Source organism: Streptomyces sp. NPDC054840, from assembly GCF_053611065.1.
The window spans coordinates 21,628-45,078 of sequence record NZ_JBSGZP010000001.1 but is presented as its reverse complement, the minus strand read 5'-3'; the positions used below and the strand labels follow the sequence as shown (position 1 = coordinate 45,078).

The 23,451-nt window shown below is 68.8% G+C and carries 23 protein-coding genes and 2 pseudogenes; 20 read left to right on the top strand and 5 right to left on the bottom strand.

The window, feature by feature from the left end; translation table 11 throughout:
• Window positions 1-12 precede the first annotated feature (12 nt).
• Window positions 13-483: an Lrp/AsnC family transcriptional regulator gene (locus tag ACWGIU_RS00225; protein WP_030302939.1), complete on the bottom strand. Its 471-nt coding sequence runs from the start codon at window positions 481-483 to the stop codon at window positions 13-15.
• A gap of 150 nt (window positions 484-633) precedes the next feature.
• On the opposite strand from ACWGIU_RS00225, the gene pdhA reads away from it, so the two are divergent.
• The 15 genes from pdhA to ACWGIU_RS00150 all read left to right on the top strand — a co-directional run bounded on the left by pdhA (window position 634) and on the right by ACWGIU_RS00150 (window position 16,510).
• Window positions 634-1,770 (top strand): pyruvate dehydrogenase (acetyl-transferring) E1 component subunit alpha, encoded by a 1,137-nt coding sequence (gene pdhA, locus ACWGIU_RS00220; protein ID WP_453701444.1) that lies wholly within the window; start codon window positions 634-636, stop codon window positions 1,768-1,770.
• A gap of 5 nt (window positions 1,771-1,775) precedes the next feature.
• Complete coding sequence (locus ACWGIU_RS00215) at window positions 1,776-2,795, top strand: alpha-ketoacid dehydrogenase subunit beta (protein ID WP_453701443.1); 1,020 nt, start codon at window positions 1,776-1,778, stop codon at window positions 2,793-2,795.
• Window positions 2,792-4,201, top strand: a complete 1,410-nt coding sequence (locus tag ACWGIU_RS00210) for a dihydrolipoamide acetyltransferase family protein (protein ID WP_453701442.1) — start codon at window positions 2,792-2,794, stop codon at window positions 4,199-4,201. Before ACWGIU_RS00215 ends, ACWGIU_RS00210 begins: the two co-directional genes overlap by 4 nt.
• A gap of 77 nt (window positions 4,202-4,278) precedes the next feature.
• Complete coding sequence (paaN, locus tag ACWGIU_RS00205) at window positions 4,279-5,985, top strand: phenylacetic acid degradation protein PaaN (protein WP_453701441.1); 1,707 nt, start codon at window positions 4,279-4,281, stop codon at window positions 5,983-5,985.
• Window positions 5,978-7,162, top strand: coding sequence for a thiolase family protein (locus ACWGIU_RS00200; protein WP_453701440.1), 1,185 nt, complete (start codon window positions 5,978-5,980; stop codon window positions 7,160-7,162). The genes paaN and ACWGIU_RS00200 overlap by 8 nt, the downstream gene beginning before the upstream one ends.
• Window positions 7,159-7,929, top strand: coding sequence for an enoyl-CoA hydratase/isomerase family protein (locus ACWGIU_RS00195; protein ID WP_453701439.1), 771 nt, complete (start codon window positions 7,159-7,161; stop codon window positions 7,927-7,929). The genes ACWGIU_RS00200 and ACWGIU_RS00195 overlap by 4 nt, the downstream gene beginning before the upstream one ends.
• The gene (locus ACWGIU_RS00190; protein WP_453701438.1) at window positions 7,926-8,792 is read left to right on the top strand and encodes a 3-hydroxyacyl-CoA dehydrogenase family protein; all 867 of its coding nucleotides are present in this window, start codon (window positions 7,926-7,928) and stop codon (window positions 8,790-8,792) included. The genes ACWGIU_RS00195 and ACWGIU_RS00190 overlap by 4 nt, the downstream gene beginning before the upstream one ends.
• Window positions 8,783-9,628, top strand: coding sequence for an enoyl-CoA hydratase/isomerase family protein (locus ACWGIU_RS00185; RefSeq protein WP_453701437.1), 846 nt, complete (start codon window positions 8,783-8,785; stop codon window positions 9,626-9,628). The genes ACWGIU_RS00190 and ACWGIU_RS00185 overlap by 10 nt, the downstream gene beginning before the upstream one ends.
• Window positions 9,629-9,662: 34 nt before the next feature.
• The gene (gene paaA / locus ACWGIU_RS00180) at window positions 9,663-10,637 is read left to right on the top strand and encodes a 1,2-phenylacetyl-CoA epoxidase subunit PaaA (protein ID WP_453701436.1); all 975 of its coding nucleotides are present in this window, start codon (window positions 9,663-9,665) and stop codon (window positions 10,635-10,637) included.
• Window positions 10,634-10,960, top strand: a complete 327-nt coding sequence (gene paaB, locus ACWGIU_RS00175) for a 1,2-phenylacetyl-CoA epoxidase subunit PaaB (RefSeq protein WP_030830736.1) — start codon at window positions 10,634-10,636, stop codon at window positions 10,958-10,960. The genes paaA and paaB overlap by 4 nt, the downstream gene beginning before the upstream one ends.
• 12 nt (window positions 10,961-10,972) lie before the next feature.
• Window positions 10,973-11,839: a 1,2-phenylacetyl-CoA epoxidase subunit PaaC gene (paaC, locus tag ACWGIU_RS00170; protein WP_386120388.1), complete on the top strand. Its 867-nt coding sequence runs from the start codon at window positions 10,973-10,975 to the stop codon at window positions 11,837-11,839.
• A complete protein-coding gene (paaD, locus tag ACWGIU_RS00165; RefSeq protein ID WP_314245591.1) occupies window positions 11,833-12,369 on the top strand; it encodes a 1,2-phenylacetyl-CoA epoxidase subunit PaaD in 537 nt (178 codons plus the stop codon). The genes paaC and paaD overlap by 7 nt, the downstream gene beginning before the upstream one ends.
• A complete protein-coding gene (gene paaE / locus ACWGIU_RS00160) occupies window positions 12,369-13,505 on the top strand; it encodes a 1,2-phenylacetyl-CoA epoxidase subunit PaaE (RefSeq protein ID WP_405941216.1) in 1,137 nt (378 codons plus the stop codon). The genes paaD and paaE overlap by 1 nt, the downstream gene beginning before the upstream one ends.
• 297 nt (window positions 13,506-13,802) lie before the next feature.
• Complete coding sequence (locus tag ACWGIU_RS00155) at window positions 13,803-15,266, top strand: amino acid permease (protein ID WP_405941215.1); 1,464 nt, start codon at window positions 13,803-13,805, stop codon at window positions 15,264-15,266.
• Window positions 15,267-15,604: 338 nt separating this feature from the next.
• Window positions 15,605-16,510: a LysR substrate-binding domain-containing protein gene (locus ACWGIU_RS00150; RefSeq protein ID WP_030830728.1), complete on the top strand. Its 906-nt coding sequence runs from the start codon at window positions 15,605-15,607 to the stop codon at window positions 16,508-16,510.
• Window positions 16,511-16,539: 29 nt separating this feature from the next.
• Here the strand turns inward: ACWGIU_RS00150 and ACWGIU_RS00145 are convergent, their stop codons facing one another.
• Window positions 16,540-17,109, bottom strand: coding sequence for a LysR substrate-binding domain-containing protein (locus tag ACWGIU_RS00145; RefSeq protein ID WP_453701435.1), 570 nt, complete (start codon window positions 17,107-17,109; stop codon window positions 16,540-16,542).
• Between the two features lie 63 nt (window positions 17,110-17,172).
• Window positions 17,173-17,382, bottom strand: a complete 210-nt coding sequence (locus ACWGIU_RS00140) for a LysR family transcriptional regulator (RefSeq protein ID WP_453701434.1) — start codon at window positions 17,380-17,382, stop codon at window positions 17,173-17,175.
• Between the two features lie 72 nt (window positions 17,383-17,454).
• Between ACWGIU_RS00140 and ACWGIU_RS00135 the strand changes: the two genes are divergently transcribed.
• The 3 genes from ACWGIU_RS00135 (at window position 17,455) to ACWGIU_RS00125 (ending at window position 19,891) form a co-directional block, all read left to right on the top strand.
• Window positions 17,455-18,318: a PhzF family phenazine biosynthesis protein gene (locus ACWGIU_RS00135; protein WP_252308825.1), complete on the top strand. Its 864-nt coding sequence runs from the start codon at window positions 17,455-17,457 to the stop codon at window positions 18,316-18,318.
• Between the two features lie 377 nt (window positions 18,319-18,695).
• A complete protein-coding gene (locus ACWGIU_RS00130; RefSeq protein WP_453701433.1) occupies window positions 18,696-19,127 on the top strand; it encodes a GNAT family N-acetyltransferase in 432 nt (143 codons plus the stop codon).
• A 206-nt stretch (window positions 19,128-19,333) separates the two neighbouring features.
• Window positions 19,334-19,891, top strand: a complete 558-nt coding sequence (locus tag ACWGIU_RS00125) for a 2'-5' RNA ligase family protein (protein ID WP_314245599.1) — start codon at window positions 19,334-19,336, stop codon at window positions 19,889-19,891.
• 336 nt (window positions 19,892-20,227) lie between these two features.
• Here ACWGIU_RS00125 and ACWGIU_RS00120 read toward each other — a convergent pair.
• Window positions 20,228-20,499 (bottom strand): annotated as a pseudogene (locus ACWGIU_RS00120) (IS701 family transposase); the annotation flags it as partial.
• Window positions 20,500-20,556: 57 nt separating this feature from the next.
• Between ACWGIU_RS00120 and ACWGIU_RS00115 the strand changes: the two are divergent.
• Entirely contained in the window at window positions 20,557-21,216 is a 660-nt protein-coding gene (locus ACWGIU_RS00115) for a hypothetical protein (RefSeq protein WP_314245601.1), read from the top strand.
• An 85-nt stretch (window positions 21,217-21,301) separates the two neighbouring features.
• A pseudogene (locus tag ACWGIU_RS00110) lies at window positions 21,302-21,670 on the top strand (IS701 family transposase); the annotation flags it as partial.
• A 1,126-nt stretch (window positions 21,671-22,796) separates the two neighbouring features.
• On the opposite strand, the gene ACWGIU_RS00105 reads toward ACWGIU_RS00110, so the two are convergent.
• A complete protein-coding gene (locus ACWGIU_RS00105; RefSeq protein WP_314245603.1) occupies window positions 22,797-23,357 on the bottom strand; it encodes a DUF3060 domain-containing protein in 561 nt (186 codons plus the stop codon).
• Between the last annotated feature and the right edge of the window lie 94 nt (window positions 23,358-23,451).

The window sequence follows — 23,451 nt, the reverse complement described above, 5'->3', positions numbered from 1 at the left end:
GTGACCGGCCAGTCATGCAGTCCAGTGCGTCCCGCGTCCCCGCACCTCGTCGAAGACCAGCCAGGTGCGGGTCGAGCGCACTCCCGGTACCGCCTGGATGCGCTCCAGCACGACCCGGCGCAGCACCGAGTTGTCCGGAGTGCGGACCAGCACCAAGACGTCGAAGTCGCCCGCAACGAGGGTGACATGCTCGACGTAGGGGATCTCGCGCAGTTCCCGCGAGGTGTCCCGCCACGCATTCTGATCGATCGTCAACGTCACGTACGCGCTCGTGCCGAGGCCGGCCCGCTGCGGATTCAGCTGCGTGCTGAAGCCCGTGATGACCTCCTCGGCCATCAGCCTGTTGATACGCGTGTACGCGTTGGCGCGCGAGATGTGCAGCTTGTCTGCGAGCGCCTTGATCGACACCCGGCCGTCGTCGAGGAGCCCGGCCAGGATATGCCGGTCGGTGTCGTCGAGCCGGACGGCAGTTCGTCCGGTCATGGACTCCGCGGGTGCATTTTGCTCGGACACTTTGCCCTCCTAGAGCGCGTCGTTCGGCAGTCCGTCGCTGGTTCGCCTGAAACCTTGAACAGATATTCCGCACTGGCGACGATACTCGCGTCAAGTGTCCAGAGAAAGTGAGTGGCCTCCATGCCCGTGAAGAACCTTCGCCAGACGGTCCAGGGCCTCCTGCCGTCCCTCACGCCGGTGCGGTTCGTGACCGAGGACGGCACGCCGGTGGCCAAGCCCGCGCCCGGCTACACAGAGCCTGCGCCGGAGGCGCTGCGCGAGGCCTACCGGCGGATGGTCGTGGGACGCCGGTTCGACACCCAGGCCACCGCGCTGACCAAGCAGGGGAGACTCGCGGTCTACCCGTCCAGCCGCGGCCAGGAGGCCTGCCAGATCGGCGCCGTGCTCGCGCTGCGCCCGGACGACTGGCTGTTTCCGACCTACCGCGACTCCGTGGCTCTGGTCGCCCGGGGCATCGACCCCCTCGAGGTGCTGACGCTGCTGCGCGGCGACTGGCACTGCGGATACGACCCGGCCGCCACCCGCGTCGCCCCCCAGTGCACCCCGCTGGCCACTCAGGTGCTGCACGCGACCGGCATGGCGGAGTCGTTGCGGCGCACAGGCGGAGACGGTGTGGCGATGGCCCTCGTAGGTGACGGTGCCACGAGTGAGGGGGACTTCCACGAGGCGCTGAACTTCGCTGCCGTCTTCCGTGCGCCGGTCGTCTTCTTCGTCCAGAACAACAAGTATGCGATCTCCGTGCCGCTGGCCCGGCAGTCCGCGGCGCCCGCCCTCGCGTACAAGGGCATCGGACACGGGGTGCGTTCCGAACAGGTCGACGGCAATGATCTGGTCGCCGTGCTGGCTGTACTGACCGCGGCGGTCGAGCATGCCCGTACAGGGCACGGACCGGTCCTGGTCGAGGCGCACACCTACCGCATGGACGCGCACACCAACGCCGACGACGCGACCCGCTACCGGGACGCGGCGGAGGTCGAACGATGGAGCGCCGCCGACCCGGTCAGCCGCCTTGAAACGTACCTGCGGGCCCGCGGCACCCTCACCGACGAGGACGTCGCGGCAGTGCGGGAGGAGGCCGAGACCCTGGCGACAGAGCTTCGCGCGGGCATGAACGAGGAGACCGTGCCCGACCTGCTGGAGCTCTTCGACCACGTCTACGCCGAGCCGACTCCGCAGCTGCGCGAACAGCGCGCCCTGCTCGCGGCCGAGCTGGCCGAAGACGCCGCTTCCGCCGCACTCGACACCCAGGAGAACTGACGGCCATGGCCAAGATCACGATGGCGCAGGCGCTGAACACCGCACTGCGCGACGCACTGCGCGAGGACGAGCGCGTGCTCGTCTTCGGCGAAGACGTCGGTCCGCTCGGCGGCGTCTTCCGGATCACCGACGGGCTGACCCGAGACTTCGGCGAACAGCGCTGCTTCGACACCCCGCTGGCCGAGGCCGGCATCGTAGGACTGGCCGTCGGCATGGCGATGGGCGGCTTCCAGCCCGTGGTGGAGATGCAGTTCGACGCCTTCGCCTATCCGGCCTTCGAACAGATCGCCTCACACGTAGCCAAGCTCCGCAACCGGACCCGGGGGCGGCTCGCGCTGCCGATGGTGATCCGAATCCCCTACGCGGGCGGCATCGGGGGAGTCGAGCACCACTGCGACTCCAGCGAGGCGTACTACGCGCACACCCCGGGCCTGAAAGTCGTCACCCCGGCGACGGCCGAGGACGCTTACTGGCTGCTGCGCGACGCCATAGCCGACCCCGACCCGGTGGTCTTCCTGGAGCCGAAGAAGCTGTACTGGTCGAAGGAGGAAACCGACCTGGAGCGCCGCGGAGCGCTGCCGTTCGGGCGGGCGGCGATCCGGCGGAAGGGCCGCGACGCCACGGTCGTCGCGTACGGGCCGTCGGTGCCGGTGGCGCTGGCCGCGGCCGAAGCGGCGGCGGCCGATGGCATCGAGCTGGAGGTCGTGGACCTGCGCACGCTGGTGCCCTTCGACGACGAGACGGTCACGGCATCGGTACACCGGACCGGGCGCTGCCTGGTCGTCCAGGAGGCCCAGGGCTTCGCCGGCGTGGGGGCGGAGATCGCCGCACGGGTGCAGGAGCGCTGTTTCCACTCGCTGGCCGCGCCGGTCCTGAGGGTGGCCGGTTTCGACATCCCGTATCCGCCGCCGAAGCTGGAGCACGCGCATCTGCCCAGCGTCGACCGGATCCTCGACGCCGTCGACCGTCTCCAGTTCAGCGACGCCCCGGACACTCGGCATCTGCCGAAGGGAACGGTCGCATGAGCACCGCAGCGCTTCAGGAGCAGCTTTTCCGGCTGCCCGATCTCGGCGAAGGGCTGACCGAGGCCGAGATCATCGAGTGGAAGGTCGCCGTCGGTGACACGGTGACGATCGACCAGATCGTCATCGAGGTCGAGACCGCCAAGGCCGCAGTCGAGGTGCCGGTCCCCTACGCGGGCACCGTGCTGCAACTGCACGCGGAGGCGGGTACGGCGCTGGAGGTGGGGAAGCCGCTGATCACGGTGGGTACGCCGACTTCCGGCCGGCCCGACGGCGCGGGAGAGGGCCCGGGCGCCCAGCCTCCCGTCGATTCGACGTCGGCCGACCCTGCGGCTGAGCGATACCGGGAGGAGGAGCAGGCCGGGTCCGGCAACGTCCTGATCGGCTACGGCACCGGCCACGGCCCGGCACCGCGTCGCCGCCGCCGACGCGGGGGCGTCGCGACGGGAGGCGGCACTGGTGCCGAGGCGGCGCCGTCCGGAGAGCTGCATGCTCCCCGGGTCATATCCCCCCTCGTACGCAGGATGGCGCGGGAACACGGGATCGACCTCGCCGCGTTGGCGCCATCGGGTCCCGCAGGTGTCGTGCTCAGACGAGATGTCGAGCAGGCCGTTGGGCGGGCCGGCCAGCTGGCGACGGACCCCGATACCGCACCGGTTACCCCGGACCGGCAGCAGTCGGCGGACCGCGCACCGCACGTCCGGCCTGCGCCGGACGGCCCTGAGCGCATCCCGCTGCGCGGAGTCCGCCGCGCGGTCGCGGACAAGCTCTCCCGCAGCCGCACCGAGATCCCCGACGCCACCACCTGGGTCGACGTGGACGCGACGAGCCTGCTCCAAGCCCGGAAGGCCATGCAGGCGGCGGACCCCGGCCGCCGCATCGGGCTGCTGGCCCTGCTGGCCCGTATCTGCGTCGCCGGGCTGCACCGCTTCCCGGAGCTGAACTCCACCGTTGACACCGAGCGGCGGGAGATCGTCCGCTTCAACGAGGTGCACCTCGGTTTCGCCGCCCAGACCGAACGCGGCCTGGTGGTCCCCGTCGTCCGCGACGCACAGCGCATGACGACCGCACAACTCGCCGCCGAGCTCGCCCGGTTGACCGGGCTGGCCCGCGACGGGGCCCTGCCGCCCGACCGTCTGACCGGCGGGACCTTCACCCTCAACAACTACGGCGTGTTCGGTGTCGATGGATCCACGCCCATCATCAACCACCCTGAGGCCGCTCTGCTCGGCGCGGGCCGCATCGTGGACAAACCCTGGGTGGTGGACGGCGCGCTGGCCGTCCGCAAGGTCATGCAGCTCTCCCTCAGCTTCGACCACCGGGTCTGCGACGGCGGTGTGGCCGGCGGGTTCCTGCGCTTCGTGGCCGACTGCGTGGAACGCCCGGCGATCCTGCTCGCCGACGTCTGATCCACGCCCGCTTCCCCCGCGTCTGCCCAGGCGCCTTGCACCCATAAACCTACCGAACGTTCGGCCAGGAGCTCTCAGTGACCACCGACCAGCATCCCGACTTCTTCGTCCGCCATGCGGCGCTGCTCGACCAGGCGGTGGAGTGTGCCGCCGACCGCACCTACTGGACGCCGTACCCGGAAACCCCCAGTACCTCTGCGTACGGGGCCGAGGCATCCCGGCTGGGCGAGGCCGCCTTCCACGGCCTCCTCGGCCAGCCCTTCCGCATCGAAGGGCATCCGGCCACCGGCACCGTGCCCGCCACCGAGGTTTCGCCCTACGGCTTCCCGCTCGGCGTCAGTTACCCGTACCTGGCGCCCGATGTGGCCGTCGCGACGGCCAAGTCAGCCGCAGTGGCATGGCGCGCCGCGAGCCCGGACATCCGGGCCGGCGTCGCCGCCGAGATCCTCGCCCGGCTGAACGAGGCGACCTTCGAGATCGCGTACGCCGTCCAGCACACCACCGGCCAGCCCTTCATGATGGCGTTCCAGGCCGGCGGTCCACACGCCCAGGACCGGGGTCTCGAAGCGGTCGCCCACGCATGGAACGAGCAAACGCGCCATCCGGTGGCGGCCTGCTGGAGGAAGCCCCAGCGCAAGGGCGGCCCGCTCGTCATGGACAAGACCTTCACCACCGTGGGACGCGGTGTGGCAGTGCTGATCGCCTGCAACACCTTCCCCACCTGGAACGGCTATCCGGGATTGTTCGCGAGTCTGGTCACCGGCAACCCGGTGGTCGTCAAGCCTCATCGACGTGCCGTGCTGCCACTGGCGATCACCGTGCGGATCGCCCGTGAGGTGCTGGCGGAGGCCGGCTTCGATCCGGACGTGGTACTGCTCGCCGCCGCGAAGCCCGACGAGCGCACCGCCCCTGCCCTGGCCACCCACCCCGATGTGCGCATCGTGGACTACACCGGCTCCAGCGAGTTCGGCGACTGGCTGGAGACCAACGCCCGCCAGGCCGCGGTCCACACCGAGAAGTCCGGGCTCAACACCGTCGTCGTGGACTCCACGGACGATTACGCTGGTCTGCTGCGCAACCTCGCCTTCTCCCTGTCGCTCTACAGCGGCCAGATGTGCACCACCCCGCAGAACATCCTCGTTCCCCGCAACGGCTTCCCCACCGACCAGGGGCGCCGTACGGCCGACGAGTTCGCCGCCGACCTCGGCGCCGCCCTGGACAGGCTGCTCGGCGACCCGGCCCGTGCGGCCGCCACCCTCGGCGCGATCGTGAACGACGGTGTCCTGAAGCGCGTGGCGGAGGCGGCGGAACTCGACCGTGTCGCCCATCCGTCGAGGCAAATCACCCACCCGGACTTCCCGGACGCGGCCGTCCGTTCCCCGCTGTTGGTCCGGCTCGAGGCCGAGACCGACGAAGAGACATACACGAGCGAGTGGTTCGGGCCGGTCTCCTTCGTCATCGGTACCGACTCCACCGCGCACGGCCTGCGTCTCCTGCACGACACCGTACGGCGCCACGGCGCGCTGACCGCCTCCGTGTACGCCACCGCCGAGGGTGTGCTGGAGGCGGCACGGGCAACCGCGCTGGAGGCGGGCGTGCACCTGTCGGAGAACCTGACCGGCGCGGTCTTCGTCAACCAGTCCGCCGCCTTCAGCGACTTCCACGGCACCGCGGCCAACCCCGCGGCCAATGCCGCCCTCACCGACCCGGCGTTCGTCACCGGACGCTTCTCGGTCGTCCAGTCCCGGCGCCACGCACCCGCAGAGGAGCACGTCGATGCGTGATGATGAGGTCTACCTGGTCGACGGGGCCCGCACTCCGCTCGGCCGCCACCGAGGCGCCCTGGCCTCCGTACGCCCCGACGATCTGGCCGCCCTCGTGGTCGGCGAGGCGGTACGTCGCTCTGGCATCCCGGCCGACACCGTGGACGAGGTGATCCTCGGCGCCGCGAACCAGGCGGGCGAGGACAACCGGGACGTGGCCCGGATGGCCGTCCTGCTGGCCGGACTGCCGGACACCGTGCCCGGATACACCGTCAACCGGCTGTGCGCGTCCGGACTGACGGCCGTCGCCTCGGCCGCCCAGGCGATTCGTGCGGGGGAGGCAGACCTGGTCGTCGCGGGCGGAGTGGAGTCAATGACCCGTGCCCCCTGGGTGATGGCCAAGCCCGGCACGCCCTGGGCCCGGCCCGGCGAGGTCCACGACACCTCCCTCGGCTGGCGCTTCACCAACCCGCGCTTTCCCGCCGCGACCAGCCTGTCCATGGGCGAGACCGCCGAGGAGGTCGCCGCCCTGGACGGCATCACCCGCCTTGAGGCGGACACCTTCGCGCTGCGCAGCCACCGCCGGGCGGAGGCCGCCCAGAGCGCGGGCCGCTTCAAGGAGGAGATCGTGCCGGTGCGGGTGGCGCACGGCGAGGTGACCCAGGACGAGGGGCCGCGGCCGTCCACCTCGCTGGAGAAGCTCGGCGGACTGCGCACGTCCTTCCGCAGCGACGGGATCGTCACCGCGGGCAACTCCTCGCCGCTGTCCGACGGGGCCGCGGCCCTGGTGGTGGCGAGTCGGGCGGCGGTCGAACGGTACGGCCTCACTCCCCGGGCCCGCGTCGTCACCGCCGCCTCGGCGGGGGTCGAGCCCCGCCTGATGGGGCTCGGGCCCGTGCCGGCCACCTTGAGGGCGCTCGACCGGGCGGGCTGGCGGTCCGACGACCTGGACGCCGTCGAGGTGAACGAGGCCTTCGCCGCCCAAGCGCTGGCGGTCGTCCGACGCCTGCGGCTCGACGAGGACCGCGTCAATGCCGACGGCGGCGCCATCGCCCTCGGACACCCGCTCGGCTGCTCCGGCGCCCGCATCCTGCTCACCCTGCTCGGACGCATGGAACGCGAGGACGCCCGACGGGGACTGGCGACCATGTGTGTGGGGGTCGGCCAAGGCGTGGCGATGCTCGTGGAGCGCGTATGAGCACGCGGGAGGGCACGGCGTACGAGACCCTGCGGGTCGAGGAGCGCGCGGACCGGGTCGTCGTGGCCCTGCACCGGCCCGAGGCGCGCAACGCCATCAGCAGCGGCATGATCGCCGAGCTGCACAGCGTGTGCGAGGACCTGGAGCGCGAGCCGAGGCTGCTGCTGCTCACCGGGCACGGCGGGGTCTTCGCTGGCGGTGCCGACATCGCCGAACTGCGGCGGCGTGGCCGGGAGGAGGCGCTGCAGGGAATCAACAGCCGTCTGTTCGAGCGGGTGCGCATGCTGCCCATGCCCACCGTGGCCGCTGTGGACGGCTGGGCGCTGGGCGGCGGCGCCGAGCTGGCGTACGCCTGCGACATCCGGATCGCCGGGCCGAACGCGGTCTTCGGCAACCCCGAACCGGGCCTGGGCATCCTCGCCGCCGCCGGGGCCTGCTGGCGGCTGCGGGAGCTGCTCGGCGAGTCGGTGGCCAAACAGGTCCTGCTTGCCGGGCGGAACCTCGACGCACCTGCCGCGCTCGCATGTGGGCTGGTCACGGACGTCGTACCGGCCGAGCGGCTGATCTCCGAGGCGCACACCCTGCTGGACCGCATGGCCCGCTCCTCGCCGCTCGCCCTGCGGCTGACCAAGCTCGTCACCGACGCGCCGGGTGCCCATCCGGTGGCCGACGACCTCGCCCAGGCCGTGCTGTTCGAGGGCCGCGACAAGGAGGAGCGCATGACGCGATTCCTGGAGAAGAACGAGAAGAACGGAGGCCGGGCATGACCTCGGCATCAGCACCGCCCGCCGTCGTGGGGGTGATCGGCGGCGGCCGGATGGGGACGGGTATTGCCCAGTCCTTCGCGGCCGCAGGGTCGTCCGTGGTCGTCGTGGAACACGACGAAGCGGCCGCGACCGTCGCGCTGGACCGCATCGCCGACGGGCTGCGGCGGGCCGCCGAGCGCGGCGGGCCCGGCGGATCCGCCGCCGGTCACGTACCGAACCGGGTCACCGCCGTCACCTCGATCGCCGGACTACCGGCCGACGCCGATCTCGTCGTAGAGGCGGTACCGGAGGATGCCGCGCTCAAGGCCCGGCTGCTTGCCGCCGCCGAGCGGGCCGTGGGGGAGCGCTGCGTACTCGCCACCAACACCAGTTCCCTGCCGGTCACCGAACTCGCGGCGGCCCTGAAGCGGCCGGGACGCTTCCTGGGCATGCACTTCTTCAACCCGGTGCCTGTCTCCGCGCTCGTCGAACTGGTCCTCACTCCTGACACCACCGCGGAGACTCTGACGGCGGCGGTCGGCTGGACGCACGCCCTGGGCAAGCAGAAGGTCGTCGTCCAGGACTCGCCGGGATTCGCCAGCAGCCGTCTCGGCCTGGCCCTCGGTCTGGAGGCGGTCCGCATGGTCGAGGAGGGGGTCGCCGAGCCGGAGGCCATCGACACGGCCATGCGCCTGGGATACCGGCACCCGATGGGGCCGCTGCGCCTCACCGACGTGGTGGGTCTCGACGTACGGCTGGCCATCGCCGACCACCTGCACAGGACGCTCGGGGAGCGGTTCGCCCCACCGGCGTTGCTGCGGGAGAAGGTCGCCCGCGGCGAGCTGGGCCGCAAGACGGGGAAGGGGTTCTATCCATGGCCGTGACCGATGGTGCGCCCACCGAGGCTCAGGAGCCGGGCCGCCCCGCCCGTCACGGGGTCGCCTACAACGTCACCGACGCCGTGGCCGTCATCGAGCTGCGCGGTCCCGGGAGCGGCAACGCGCTCGACACTCACATGCGCAGCGCGCTCCTCATGGCGGCACGCCGCCTGACCACGGACACCGCACGCGGTGTACGGGCGGCCCTGATCACCGCCAGCGGAAGGCATTTCTGCGTCGGCCAGGACCTCAGGGAGCACGCCCGGCTGCTGAACACCGCGCCCGAGGCGGCCTTCGCGAACCTTCCCAACGACTACAACCCGCTGCTGAAGGAGTTGTACGGGCTGCCGGTCCCGCTCGTCGTGGCCGTCGAGGGCGCGTGTGTCGGGGCCGGGCTCGGCATCGCGCTCTGCGCCGATGTACGTGTCGCCGCCGAAGGAGCCCGCTTCGCGACCGCCTTCACCGGCCTCGGCCTGGCCTCCGACTCGGGGGTCGCCCGCGGCCTCGCCCGCCAGCTCGGTCCTTCACGGACCGCAGGACTCATGCTCCTCGGAGACCGCTTCTCCGCCCAGGACGCCGAACGCTGGGGCCTGGTCCACCGCGTTGTGGCGGACGGCTCGGCCACGGCTGAAGGGCTGGCCGTCGCCCGCTCCCTCGCAGATGGCCCCACCGCCGCACACCGAGAGATCAAGGCACTGCTGCGGTCCGCGGCCACCGCCCCCCTGCCGGCCGCGCTGGAGCGCGAAGCCGTGATCCAGCGCCGGCTCGGCGCCACCGAGGACCACCACGAAGCCGTCACGGCCTTCCTCGAACGCCGCAGCCCCGCCTTCCGCGGCCAATGACCCACTCACCGAGTACGACGGGACACGCACACCCATGAACACCCCCACCCTCACACCATCCGGGCCCCAGGGCCCCGAGGCCACCTTCGAGGAGACCATCGCCCGCGACCAGCGCATCGAGCCCCGGGACTGGATGCCCGACGGCTACCGCACCACACTGATCCGGCAGATCGCCCAGCATGCCCACTCCGAGATCATCGGCATGCAGCCCGAGGGCGAGTGGATCACCCGGGCGCCCTCGCTGCGTCGCAAGGCCATCCTCTTCGCCAAGGTGCAGGACGAGGCCGGGCACGGGCTGTACCTCTACTCCGCGGCTGAGACCCTCGGGGCGGACCGCACGGACATGACGGCGCGTCTGATCGACGGCCGCCAGAAGTACTCGTCCATCTTCAACTACCCGACCCAGACCTTCGCCGACGTCGGCGTGATCGGCTGGTTCGTGGACGGCGCGGCGATTTGCAACCAGGTGCCCCTGTGCCGTACGTCGTACGGCCCGTACGGGCGCGCCATGGTCCGCGTGTGCAAGGAGGAGTCCTTCCACCAGCGGCAGGGGTACGAACTCCTGCTGACGATGATGCGCGGCACCGACGAGCAGCGGGAGATGGTGCAGGACGCGGTGAACCGCTGGTGGTGGCCGTCGCTGATGATGTTCGGCCCGCCGGACGCCGACTCGCCCAACTCCGTGCGATCCATGGCCTGGAAGATCAAACGGCACTCCAACGACGAGCTGCGACAGCGGTTCGTCGACATGACCGTGCCGCAGGCCCAGAAGCTCGGCGTCACCCTGCCCGACCCCGGCCTGCGGTGGAACGAGGAGCGCGGGCACCACGACTTCGGCGCCCCCGACTGGGACGAGCTGAAGCGCGTGGTCTCCGGCGACGGACCGTGCAACGCCGAACGGATTGCACGGCGCCGGGCCGCCCACGAGGAGGGCGCCTGGGTGCGGGAGGCGGCCTCGGCCCATGCCTCCAAGCGGGCGACCCGGGTGCGTGAAGGAGCGGCGGCATGAGCGGCACCGACCGGACTTCCGCCGGCGGACCCGTCCGCATACGGGACGAGTGGCCGCTGTACGAGGTGTTCGTCCGGGGCAAGCGTGGACTGAACCATGTCCACGTGGGCTCCCTGCGCGCGCCCGACGACGCGATGGCCCTTGTCCACGCCCGCGACCTGTACACCCGGCGCAACGAGGGCGTGAGTGTCTGGGCCGTGCGATCCGACTCCATCGCCGCCTCCACCCTCGCCGAGAAGGATCCCTTCTTCGCGCCCAGCGGCGACAAGGTCTACCGGCACCCGACCTTCTACGACATCCCCGACGACGTACCCCACATCTAGGAGCGGCCGCCAATGAGTCACGAGGATCTGTACGTCGACCACGACAACGCGCAGTGGGCGTTCGGCACCGGTTTCACCGACCCCCTGCACGGCATCGACCAGAGGGTGCCGGACGGCATCGACGCCGGAGACCTTGCCGCCTGCTGTTTGGCCCTGGGCGACGACGCCCTGGTGTCCGCCCAGCGGCTCGCCGAGTGGTGCACACGCGCCCCGGAACTGGAGGAGGAACTCGCCCTGGCCAACATCGGCCTCGACCTGCTCGGCCAGGCCCGGCTGCTGTATGCCAGGACGGGACGGGCCGACGGTACGGGCCGCGGCGAGGACGCGTACGCCTACTTCCGTGATCCAGACGGCTTCCGCAACCTACGGCTGGCCGAACTGCCCGGCGGCGACTTCGCCTTCACGATCACACGGCTGCTCGTGTTGTCCGTCTGGCGGCTGGCCGTCTTCGAGGAGCTCACCAGCGCTCCTGATCCGGTGCTCGCCGCCATCGCCGCCAAGAGCGTGAAGGAGCTCTCCTACCATTGCCACTACGCCGCGGTGTGGACCGTGCGCTTGGGCGACGGGACTCCCGAGTCCCGTGACCGTCTCAGAACGGCGCTGTTCGACGTCGCGCCCTGGCTGGGAGAACCACTGACCGACCGGACCGCAGCCGGTCTGGGCGCCGAGTCCGCAGTGGTCGCCGACCGGACGCTGCGGCATCTCGCCGACGTCCTGGTGCGAGCGGGATTCGACCCCTCCGAGGTCCTGCCTCTCGGCCCGGCGTCCGCCCCCGCCATACCCGGCTCCGGCCGCGACGGTGACCGTACCGAACACCTAGCGCCGCTCCTCACCGAACTCCAGAGCATCGCCCGCGCACACCCGCAGGCGCAATGGTGACGCTCGCGGATGCCGGCGAGCACCGCCGAGATGCGGCGCACCGCGCCTGGCGTACCGCCTGCGAGATCCCCGATCCTGAACTGCCCATGCTGACCCTCGCCGACCTCGGAGTGCTCCGCGGTGTCGAGGTGGAGCAGGACGGTACGGTCGTCGTGCGGCTCACCCCGACCTACTCAGGCTGTCCCGCCGTGGCCGAGATGCGGGCTGAAGCCGCCACCCGGCTGCAGGCGGACGGCTTTCCCGCCGTTCGGGTCGTCACCGTGCTCGACCCGCCCTGGACTACCGACTGGATCACATCCCAGGGCCGTCTCAAGCTCGCCGAACACGGCATCGCACCACCGGGGCCTCGGCGCCTCAGCGAATCCGGGCCGGTGTGGCTGTCCCTCGGGCCGGCCCCGGCGGATGTGCCCTGCCCGCGCTGCGCCTCGGTCGATACCGAGGAGATCTCACGGTTCGCCGCAACCGCCTGCTTGGCGCTCCGCCGCTGCGGCACCTGCCTGGAGCCCTTCGAGCACCTCAAGGACCTTTGATGACGACCCCCTCCCGTCCCCCCGTCACGGCGCGGACCCGTCTGCGTCCCACCTTCCACGCCCTGCGCGTCGCAGCGGTTGAGGGGCTGTGCTCCGACGCCACCGCGCTCACCCTCGCGATACCGGACCGTCTGGCCGAGGAATTCGCGTTTCTCCCCGGCCAGTGCCTCACCGTGCGCCGGGAGATCGACGGCCGCGACGAGCGCCGCTCCTACTCCATCTGCTCCCCCGTCGGGGAACCTCTGCGTATTGGCATCCGCGTCGTACCCGGCGGCCTGTTCTCTTCCTGGCTCGTCCACGGTGTGCGCCCAGGAGACACCCTTGAGGTGATGGGGCCGGCCGGTGCTTTCACCCCCGACCTCAGCGCAGCCGGACAACCCGGTGATTCCGGTCAACCCGGTGGCCTCGGCCATTACGTGCTCATCGCTGCCGGATCCGGCATCACACCGATGCTGTCGATCGCCGCCTCCGTACTCGCCGCCGACGGCTCATCCCGCATCACCCTCCTCTACGGCAACCGGCGCACCGATTCGGTGATGTTCGCGGACGAACTGGCAGACCTGAAAGACCAGTACCCGGCCCGCTTCCAGCTTGTTCACGTGTTGTCCCGCGAGCCGCGCGGGGCCGAAATGCTCTCCGGCCGCCTCGATGCGGCGCGGCTCACCGCCCTGCTCGATGCCCTGGTCGACACCGACGGCGTCGACCAATGGTGGCTGTGCGGTCCGCACGGCATGGTCCGTGACTCCAGCGCCATCCTGGCCGGGCTCGGCGTCCCGGCTGACCGAATCCACCAGGAACTGTTCCACGCCGATGAAGAACCGCCCGCTGCCCGCCACGAGGTCTCGGCGATCGGTCTCGCCACGAGCGAAGTCACCGTCGTCCTGGATGGCAGGGTCACCAGGTTCCCGGCCCCCCGGGACCGCACCGTCCTCGACGCTGCCCAACAGCTCCGCCCCGACCTGCCGTTCGCCTGCAGAGGCGGCGTCTGCGGGACGTGCCGCGCCCTGGTGACCCAGGGCCGGGGGGACATGCGTCGCAACTACGCCCTGGAGCCCGCGGAGGTGGCTGCGGGATACGTCTTGACCTGCCAGACCCGCCCCGCATCGGACGAGCTCACCGTGGACTTCGACATGTGAGCGCGAACATGTCGACAACGTTCGGTTTTCTCGACGATGAACGATCGGAAACCTGCGCTGGAAAAGGCGCATGCCGTTCGGCACAGTAAGCCCGGGTCAATCAATCGCTCTTTTCGAACACATGTTCGGTGTGACGGGTGAAAGCCTGCTTGCCGCCTTGGTCCCCGACGCGGGAGACCGCGCAAACTCGGGCCGCCCGCAACGTTCGTTGACCGACGGCGTGCGCCTATCGAAATCTTGAGCGGACCGGCAGTAACGGACCGCACTGCATCAACTTATGGAAAGTGAGAGCAAGGCGTGAGTGAGCAGCCGCTCGTAAAGCCCGGAGCGCCCTCCAGACCGGCCCGGCCCAATGTCGACGCTGGAGACGCCGGTTACAGCAAGTCGTTGAAGTCCCGGCACGTCAGCATGATCGCCATCGGCGGTGCCATCGGCACCGGCCTCTTCCTCGGTGCCGGCGGCCGCCTCGCCGAGGCCGGCCCGTCGTTGTTCGTCGCGTACGCGGTCTGCGGCTTCTTCGCCTTCCTCGTCGTCCGCGCGCTCGGCGAACTCGTCCTGTACCGGCCCTCGTCCGGCGCCTTTGTGTCGTACGCCCGGGAGTTCCTCGGCGAGAAGGGCGCCTACACCGCAGGCTGGATGTACTTCCTGAACTGGGCCACGACCGGTATCGCCGACATCACCGCGGTGGCCACCTACACGCACTACTGGGGCATGTTCTCCGACATACCCCAATGGGTGATCGCGCTGATCGCCCTGGCGGTCGTCCTCGCGGTCAACCTGATCTCGGTGCGGATCTTCGGCGAGCTGGAGTTTTGGTTCGCAATCGTCAAGGTCGGCGCCCTTGTCCTCTTCATGTGTATCGGCATCTTCCTGCTGGTGACCCAACACCCCGTCGACGGTCACAACCCCGGTCTGTCCGTGATCAGCGACAACGGGGGCGTCTTCCCCAACGGTCTGCTGCCCATGCTCCTGATCACCCAAGGCGTCATCTTCGCCTACGCCGCAGTCGAGCTGGTCGGCGTTACGGCGGGTGAGACCGAGAACCCCGAGAAGATCATGCCCAAGGCGATCAACTCGATCATGTGGCGCGTGGCGCTGTTCTACGTCGGCTCGGTCATCCTGCTCTCGATGCTGCTTCCGTGGAACAAGTACGTCGCTGGCGAGAGCCCCTTTGTGACGGTGCTGTCCAACATCGGTGTCCCCGCCGCGGGCGGCGTGATGAACCTCGTCGTCCTCACCGCGGCAATGTCCTCGCTCAACTCCGGCCTCTACTCGACCGGCCGTATCCTGCGCTCCATGGCGATGTCCGGCTCGGCGCCGAGGTTCACGAGTGCGATGAGCCGCAGCCAGGTTCCCTACGGTGGCATCCTGCTCACGACCGGTATCTGCGTGCTCGGCGTCGGCCTCAACTTCGTCGTACCGGCGGAGGCGTTCGAGATCGTCCTGAACTTCGCGGCGATCGGCATCCTGGCCACGTGGGGCATGATCATGATCTGCCACCTGCTCTTCTGGCGGAAGACGCAGCAGGGCGAGCTGACGCGTCCTGGCTACCGGCTGCCCGGCTCGCCGTGGACCGAGATCGTGACCCTCGGCTTCCTGGCCTCCGTCCTGGTGCTGATGTATGCCGACGGCGGGGCCGCACGCACCACCGTGCTGTGTCTTCCGCTGATCGTCGGGGCCCTCGTCGCCGGGTGGTTCGGCGTGCGCGGCCGGGTGGCCGGCATGCGCAGGGCAGCCGAGGACGCCCAAGCCAGGCCATGACCTCGACGGCGACACATCGGGGCGGCTCGCCCACGCATCAGTGGCGTGACATCACCTGCCTGATACGGGCCGTGCCGCCAACCTGCCCAGGACGCATTCAACGTGCCCTCGTAACGCTCTTCAATGGCCCGGTGGTCGCCTTACGATCCGACCGCGCCCCAGGGATTCCTGGCCACCGCACACCCCTCGATACGGCACCCAGACCTAGCGCCGGAGGCGCTGATCCTTGTAATCCGCCGCCGTCAGCCCGAGTCAACCGCGAGGCGTAGCGTGACATCACACTCTGCGCGTCCGGCACAAGCTCTCCCACGAGAAAGCCAGCTGTTTCAGGCGCTGTCATGTTCGATCTTCACCGGCTCAGACTTCTCAGGGAGCTCAAGCACCGCGGCACGCTGGCCGCCGTTGCCGCTGCCTTGTCCTACAGTCCATCGACCATTTCTCAGCAGTTGTCGCTGCTGGAGTCCGAGGTCGGCGTCCGGCTACTGGAACACGTCGGTCGGCGGGTACGCCTCACCCAACAGGCGGAGATTCTCGTCGCCCACACCGAGGCTGTCCTGGAGCGGCTGGAACGCGCAGAGACCGACATCGCGACATCCTTGACCGATTTGACCGGAACACTCCGCATCGCCTCCTTTCAGAGTGCGGCGCTGGCCCTGGTCCCCACCGCACTGAACTTGTTGCATGCCGCTCATCCGCTGCTGCGTGTCCATCTCACTCAGATGGAGCGGGAAAGTGCCATTTCTGCTCTGCTAGCGCGTGACTTCGATCTGATCATCGACGTGGAGTACCCCGGTATTCCCGGCCCCCGGCCCGCGGAGGTGGAGCAGGAGGAGTTGTGTGAGGACACCCTGCATCTGGCTCATCCGGCCATTGGGGGCATGGCCGACCCCATGGAGGCTCTCCTCAGCCTGGCAGGACAGCCGTGGATCATGGAGCCCGAAGGAACCATGGCTCGCCGCTGGTCGATGGCACTGTGCCGCGAAGCAGGCTTCGAACCCGACATCCGTTACGAGTCCACCGATCACTTCCTGCATCTGCGGCTAGCCGAACAGGGTCATGCGGCCGCGCTGCTTCCGGGTTTGGCATGGCACGGCCGTCCCCCGACCGTCCCCATACAGCCACTGCCACGGGCTCATCACAGACGCAGACTGCTCACTGCCGTGCGTCGCGGAGGCGGCCAGCACCCCACCATCAAAGCCGCCCGACAGGCACTGCTCCAGGCTGCTGAGCAGCTGGTGCTGTGACCGGATGAGCCGCGGGGGCCCTGCTCTTGTCAGGCCAGACGTCTGAGCACGTCTTCGACCGCGTCGATGAGCGGATCGCCTTCAGTGCCTGCCCGCCGTATGAGACCCAGTTCGACGTCAGGAAGTTCTGGCAGGCCGCCGTACGCGGCGGTGCCGGGTTCCACGCAGGCGGGCAGTAGAGCCGCAGCGCCGAGGCCGGCCCGGACGGCGGCTTGCACGGCGGCCAGGCTGGTGCTTTCGAAAACAACACGCCATGTACGTCCGTTGGCTTCCAGCGCGTCGAGCACCGGCGTGCGCCAGCGACACGGCAGGGAGAACAGCACGAGAGGGAGGGGGTCAGCGCCTGGATCCAGTCCGGGCCCGACGGCCCATCTCAGCGGCAACCGAATCGTCCAGCGCGGTAGGCCGGGCAGGTAGGACGGATCACACAGGGCGATGTGGATGCGTCCGGAGGAAAAGGCCTCCCTCATGTACGGCCCAGGAGCGCTGACCACTTCCAGCGTCGCTTCGGGGTTAAGGCGGGCAAAATCGGCAAGTGCCTGGGGAAACGGTGCAGCGGCGAGGTCCTCGATCAGTCCCACACCGCAATGACCCGTCACCGTTCGCCTTGTTGCGGTGAGCGCCTGGGCAGACAGGGCCAGGATCCGCTCGGCATAGGGCAGCTATGCCTCGCCAGCCTTGGTCGGGCTCACTCCGGTGGCCGTACGGTGCAGCAGTGGCTGTCCGACGGAGCGTTCGAGCTTCCGCAGCTGCTGGCTGAGGGCCGGCTGGCTGTACCCGAGCGCGGCTGCGGCGCGACTGATACTGCCGAGGCGGGCGCAGCTGACGAACATCCGCAGCAACGACGTCTCTAGATCGCGGTCGAAGGCCATAACCGCACGTTATACGGCCCCCTGTTCATTGGGTAGTTCCATCTGAAGGAGCGAATCATTAGCGTCAGTCCCATGCACTACTTCCACGTCGATGTGTTCAGCTCTCGGCCCTTCAGCGGCAACAGCCTCACTGTCTTCCCCGATGCCGCCCAGCTCAGCAGCGGCCAGATGGCGGCCATCACGCGGGAAATGCGCCACTTCGAATCGATCTTCCTGACAGGTGAGGACGCGGGAGACGGAGCTTGGCGGGCCCGCGTCTTCGACCTCGTCGAGGAACTCGACTTCGCCGGCCACCCTGTCATCGGAGCCGCCTGCGTCCTGCACGCGCTGCACGGCAGTGGCGACCGTGAGACGTGGACGATGAAATTGAAAGCCCGCACGGTGGAGATCACCACACACCGGCGTGGTCCTGGGCGGTACGCGAGCGTGCTGGATCAGGGCGCTCCCTCCTTCCTCGGCCAGCCGGACCGCAAGGACCTGGCGTCTTGGTTTTCGCTGAATGAAGAAGACCTGGATGCGGATCTCCCGCCCGAGGTGGTCTCCACCGGTCTGCGCTACCTGGTGCTGCCGGTACGCAGCGGCGCACTCGAACGGGCCCGGATCGCTTTCGATCTCGACACGCCGCTTTCCAGTCTCGGCGCACAGTTCGCCTATCTCCTCGATGCCGACACCTTGGAGTCACGGCACTGGAACAACGACGGGATCGGCGAGGACGTGGCGACCGGAAGCGGAGCAGGATGTGCCGCCGCCTATCTGCGCCGCCACGGCCGCATCCGCGACGGGGAAAAGGTGGTCCTCAGACAGGGCCGGTTCACTGGCCGTCCCAGCCAGATGACGATCAGCGCGCAGGGCCCGAGTGGGGACGTCCGCTCGGTACAGGTCGGCGGCGAAGTCTCGTTCGTCGCGAACGGACGTTTGGAGGAGCTGCCAGCATGAGCGGGTTGCTGGAATACTTCCGGTCCGACAGCCGTCGTCTGGTCGCTGTCGGGTGAACCCATCCGGGGGAGCGGGCCAGGTTCGACGCTATCCTTTTGCGGAGTCGGTCACGACTTCTCTCTGACGGCTCGGCCGGAAGAGCGTCGGCGATGTCACTTAAAGGATGCCGCGTCCGGCAGAGCAGTTTCTCGACCTGCAGCCAGTGGCACTGGCACAGCAAACGTAAGCCGCATCTCGTCAGGGAAGACCCATGCTCAGATTCCTAGCCGCCGAAGCCGATTCGACGTCCATAAGAGCAGGACAAACCGGGCCGGACTCGGATGCCGAATTCCGTGCCGTGCCGGTTGGTCAGTTGCACAGACTGGATCAATATACTCATGAACGCTGAACTTCCTACCGGATATGAGATATCCGCAGACCCCGCCCGCCTCGATCCTACGCTGATCCACCAGTGGCTGTCACAGGACTCCTACTGGGCCGTTGGTCGATCCAGGGAAAAACAGGACATGGCGATCGCCTGTTCCCTCAACTTCGGCGTCTACGACAGTGTCTCAGGCGCCCAGGTCGGTTATGCCCGTGTTGTCACTGACTCGGCCACCTTCGCCTGGTTGTGTGACGTCTACATCGCACGCGACGCACGTGGCAAGGGCCTGGGAACCGCTCTGGCCACTGCGATCCGGGACCATCTTTCTCCTTACGGCCTGCGTCGAATCCTGCTGGCCACCGCGGACGCGCACGCGGTCTATGCCAAGGTGGGCTTCGCATCACTGGAGAAACCGGAGAAGTGGATGACTCTAGGGGAGCAGTGAGCCCCGAAGCACCTCGATACGGGGAACGCGAGACCGGACCAAGGCAGGCGGTACGAGCTGCCGCAATGTGGTGCGCGGGAAAGCCAAGCGCCTCGCCGTAGTTGCGGTTCGACGGATTCGGAACACCGCTCCGCCGACTCGTCCCAACACGCTGCGACGCTCTTCGGCGTGTGGTCCTATGAGACCGGACGGGATCAGGGAGAGGCATGCCGGAAGACCAGTCGGGCCTGTATCAGGCAGGCGAAACGGTGCTGTTGGTCAAGGTGCCCGAAGCCGAGCCGCTCGTGGGCGGATGGCGCCGGCGGTTCGACTCCTCGGCCGGAGCCAGGCTTCCGGCGCACGTGACGGTGCTCTATCCATTTCTGGACCATGGCCGCATCGATGCCGACGTGCTCGGCGCGCTCGAATTACTCGTTGGTGCCCACGGAGCCTTCGACATCCGGTTTGAAGGCTTCGGGCGGTTCCCCGACGTGCTCTTCCTGGTGCCGACACCGGGGGGTCCGCTGCGGGCTCTTACTCAAGCCGTCTGCGAACGATGGCCGGAGGTCCCGCCCTATGGGGGCCGGTTCGTCGAGCTCGTCCCGCACCTGACGGTGGCCCATGGTCAGGAGCGGAGCGTATTCGACGAGGCCGAGGCCGCCCTCACCGGTCGTCTGCCGGTCACCGCCCGCGTTTCGGCGGTTCAGCTTTTGGTTTGCGACGGCGAGTCCTGGCATGAACAGGCGGCCTTTCCCCTGCGCGGTCGAGGTGAATCATGTCGATGAGGTCGTCGCGGCTGGTGAGGTTGCCGTACCGAAGGTCGCAATCCGCCAGAATCCGCCCGGACCTGCGAAGCGGAGATCACCGTGCGGTTGGGGTCAGGTGTGCGGCGATTGCCCAGCGTGTCGACTCCGGGCAGGGGTGGGGTACTGGTGGCGGCTGCGACCACCGCCAGCTCTAATACTGCAACGGTGTTTGCTGTGTTGGTTTGTTGGTTTCAGGTGGTGTGTGGCCGCGTCGCTTGTAATGGCTGATGCGGGCCTGAAACTGTCGGCGGCGCCGCCAGTGTGACCAGTGCAGGACGTGGTCGGTGCTCGGACGGGGCCCGGTGAGTCGGCTGATCAGGCGGCGGAGTTCGGGGAGGGCGAGGGGGATGAGCTGGGAGGATCCGTTTCTGCTTTCCCGGTGTCGAGTTCCCGGCCCCCCACGGCGGTGAGGCAGGCATGTGCGGCCATGGCCAGGGTCATGTGGTGGTGCCAGCCGTCGTAGCGGCTGACCTGACAGTCGTCCAGGCCGCACTCGCCTTCGCGGTCTGGAAGCATTCCTCGACCGCCCATCGGCTGCCGGCGATGCGGATCAGCTTGCCCAGTGTGGTTTCGGCCGGGCCATAGGCTGCTTCGGGAGGCAGTGGCGGATGCACTGTCGGAGCGGAAGCAATGAAGGGCATCGCATGGTAATCACTGATCCGGCTTCCTACCAGATCCTCAGCCAAGAGACGGCCGAGCAGGGTTTCGCCCTCCCGGAGAAGGCAATGCGCCCGGCGCGTCGCTTCCCTGCCAGGCAGGAGATCCGCCTGTACACCGGCGGACTTCACGTATCCCGTGGCGTCTCCGCCGGTGCGGGCCCGGCGGGGACGCCGTACAGCGTGATCGTGGACGGCGATCTGACCGTGGACGGCGATCTGCTGTGGTCGACGAACGTCGGCGGTCTGCTTCTGGTGACCGGCAGCGTACGAGCCGTCAACGTCCTGCTCTCCGGCTGCCCTGAGATGGCGGTTCGCGGCAACCTGACGGTAGCCAACGCTATTCACGGTAGCTATGACACCGCAGGCGGCCGGCTCACCGTTGACGGCGAGACCACCGCCAGGACCATCCTCAATCCTCCCGGTTGCACGATGAAGTTCGCCAGCAATCCACGAGCCGTCCTCATCGGAAAAATGACGGGGTACCCGACCCACTTCCACTTCGACGAACTGAGTGAGGTCGTGAAGCCGGATCTGCTCGACCAGGAGGGCCGGGCAGATCAGCGCAAAATCCGCGAAACCCTGTCCGCGGCCCTTGGAATCCTGGACTCAGGAGTGCGCATAGCGCCGGGTTACGACGTCTGGTGACCAGGCCCCTCCGCTTGCCATCGGCTGCCGCGAAGAGACATTCGACCCGCCTATCGCGCCAGTCCTGCTCCGCGAAAGGTCGTGGAGGGGTGAGGTCCGGCCCTGGCACCGCGAGGACCGCCGGCACTGGGTAATCGCTCGCTGCAGCGTCAGCCGGCCGCAGGAGATCTCCTATAGCATCGCCTACTGCCCGGCCGAGACCACCCTCGACGAACTGATCCGCGTCGCGGGCAGCCGGTGGGCGGTCGAGGAATGCTTCCAGACCGCCAAGCAGGAATGCGGCCTGGACGACTACCAAGTCCGCCGATATCCCGGCTGGCACCGCCACATCACCCTCGCCATGGCCGCCCACGCCTGCCTCACCGTCCTGAAGGCCCGCGAGGCCGACACAGGGAGAGCACAAACGGATCCTCCCAGCTCATACCCCTCACCCTCCCCGAAATCCGACGCCTGATCACCCGCCTCACCCACCGCCGACCACCACCCGTCAAACACGTCCTGCACTGGTCAAACTGGCGCCGCAGACGACAGTTCCAGGCCCGCACCAGCCACTACAAACGACGCGGCCACACCACCAGAAGCTGCCAACCAGTCAACCCAAAGACTGTTGCAGTAGCAACTCGGACCGGTGCAACCGGGACTGCCCAGGCTGCCAGGCAACCTCAGCCCCTCCGCCCCCGGGCCGCAACTGGACCGTCTGGAGGTTCGCTACCGGGCTCCTCCGCGGAAATCGGCTCTACTCCGAAAGCCTGCCGGCGCGCCGCAGCTCGCCGTTCTTGGCCCGAAGCCGCCTGATCTCCCCAGCCCCTCGGACGCGACGCCGGGCCGCTGACCGGCGTCCATGGCTCTGTAGGTGAGTTTCAGGAATCGGCCTCCCCTCTTGCTCCGCCCTCCACGGACGCGGCGTCCACGCGCCGGGAGCGCATCCTGCGGGAGTGGACACACGCGTGAGCCCGGCGGGCGAACGGTCAACTCCGCGCAGGGCCCGTACGGCGGAGAACAGCCGCCACAGATGTTCCTGCTCCTGGAGACGCGGGACGGTGCGGAGGAGGTGCGGGTGCCGGCGGCGACCAGGGGCTACACCTGGGCTCCGCGCTCGGGCGGTTTCGGCATGCCACCGCTGTGGTCCCGGCTAATCCGGGCGTGGCCGTGGTCGATCCGACCGGTGCGTGCGGCGGCTGCGGGACTCGGGGGGAGCGGACCGGCACACACGTCAGGCGTCAGCCGTGGAGATGGTAGGACTGTCCTGGATCACCGAGGACTCGGTGTACGCCGCTCACCACCCCCAGCGCCGCCGCATACCTCACCTTCATGGACGGCCCCTGTGCCTGCCGCCTGTGTTTTCGACAGCCGGCTCCCTGGGCCGCATCGAGAGCCCGCACGCCCTCGCCGCAACCACTCTCGCCTTCTCGAACGCCACCCTGCGGCACGAACCCGGTGACCTGGCTGGCGTTCTGTCAGCCTACGGCGGCCTCAGCGTCTGGTCCCGACAGCGCCTGGCGTGTAGCGGGCGAGAGGGACCCCCGGATCAGTGGAAATCGAGGGGGTCGCAAGTCGATGCGTTCGGTTTCTCCCTGCTACTACGGCTCTTGGTCTTCCGTGAGTGCGTCGTTGTACTGCTGCTCACTGACGCGGACGACTCTGTTGGTGGCACCCCCGGCCGTCACTTCGGGGTGGTCTCCGTTGGAGGCCCGCACCCAGGCCGCCGTGTTGTTGAGGCCTTCGACTCTGAGGGTACTGACGATCTTCACTGCCACCCCATTGACGTTCCCGCGGACCGTCAGGATGTCGGCGGACTCCACGTAGATCGAGTTATGGCTGCCGCTGACGGTGACGGTCCCGCAATCCCCCTCGATGAAGAAACTGCTGGACTCAGCGTCGATGGTCGTGTCGCGTCCCCTGCAGTCGGCGGACTGCACATTATTAGTGCCGGTGAGCTGAAGCGGCTTGGCTGTGCTGGACGGCGGCGAACCGGAAGCCCCGCCGGCACTGCTGTCGGCGGCACCTGTGCTGGGGGCTCCGGTGGTCTGCAACGATGACGACGCCTCCTTGGCCGGCGTCGTGACGTCGGCTGCGCAACCGGTCACGAGCGAGAGTGCAAGGGTCATGACAGCAGTGGGCAGCAGTTTCGAGACATGCATGGCGAAGTGTTCCTTGTGGTGGTAACTGTGCGGGCCCGGAATGCCGGCGCTTTGTTGATCAAAACTTCACAAAGGAGACGTCGTTTCACTTGGG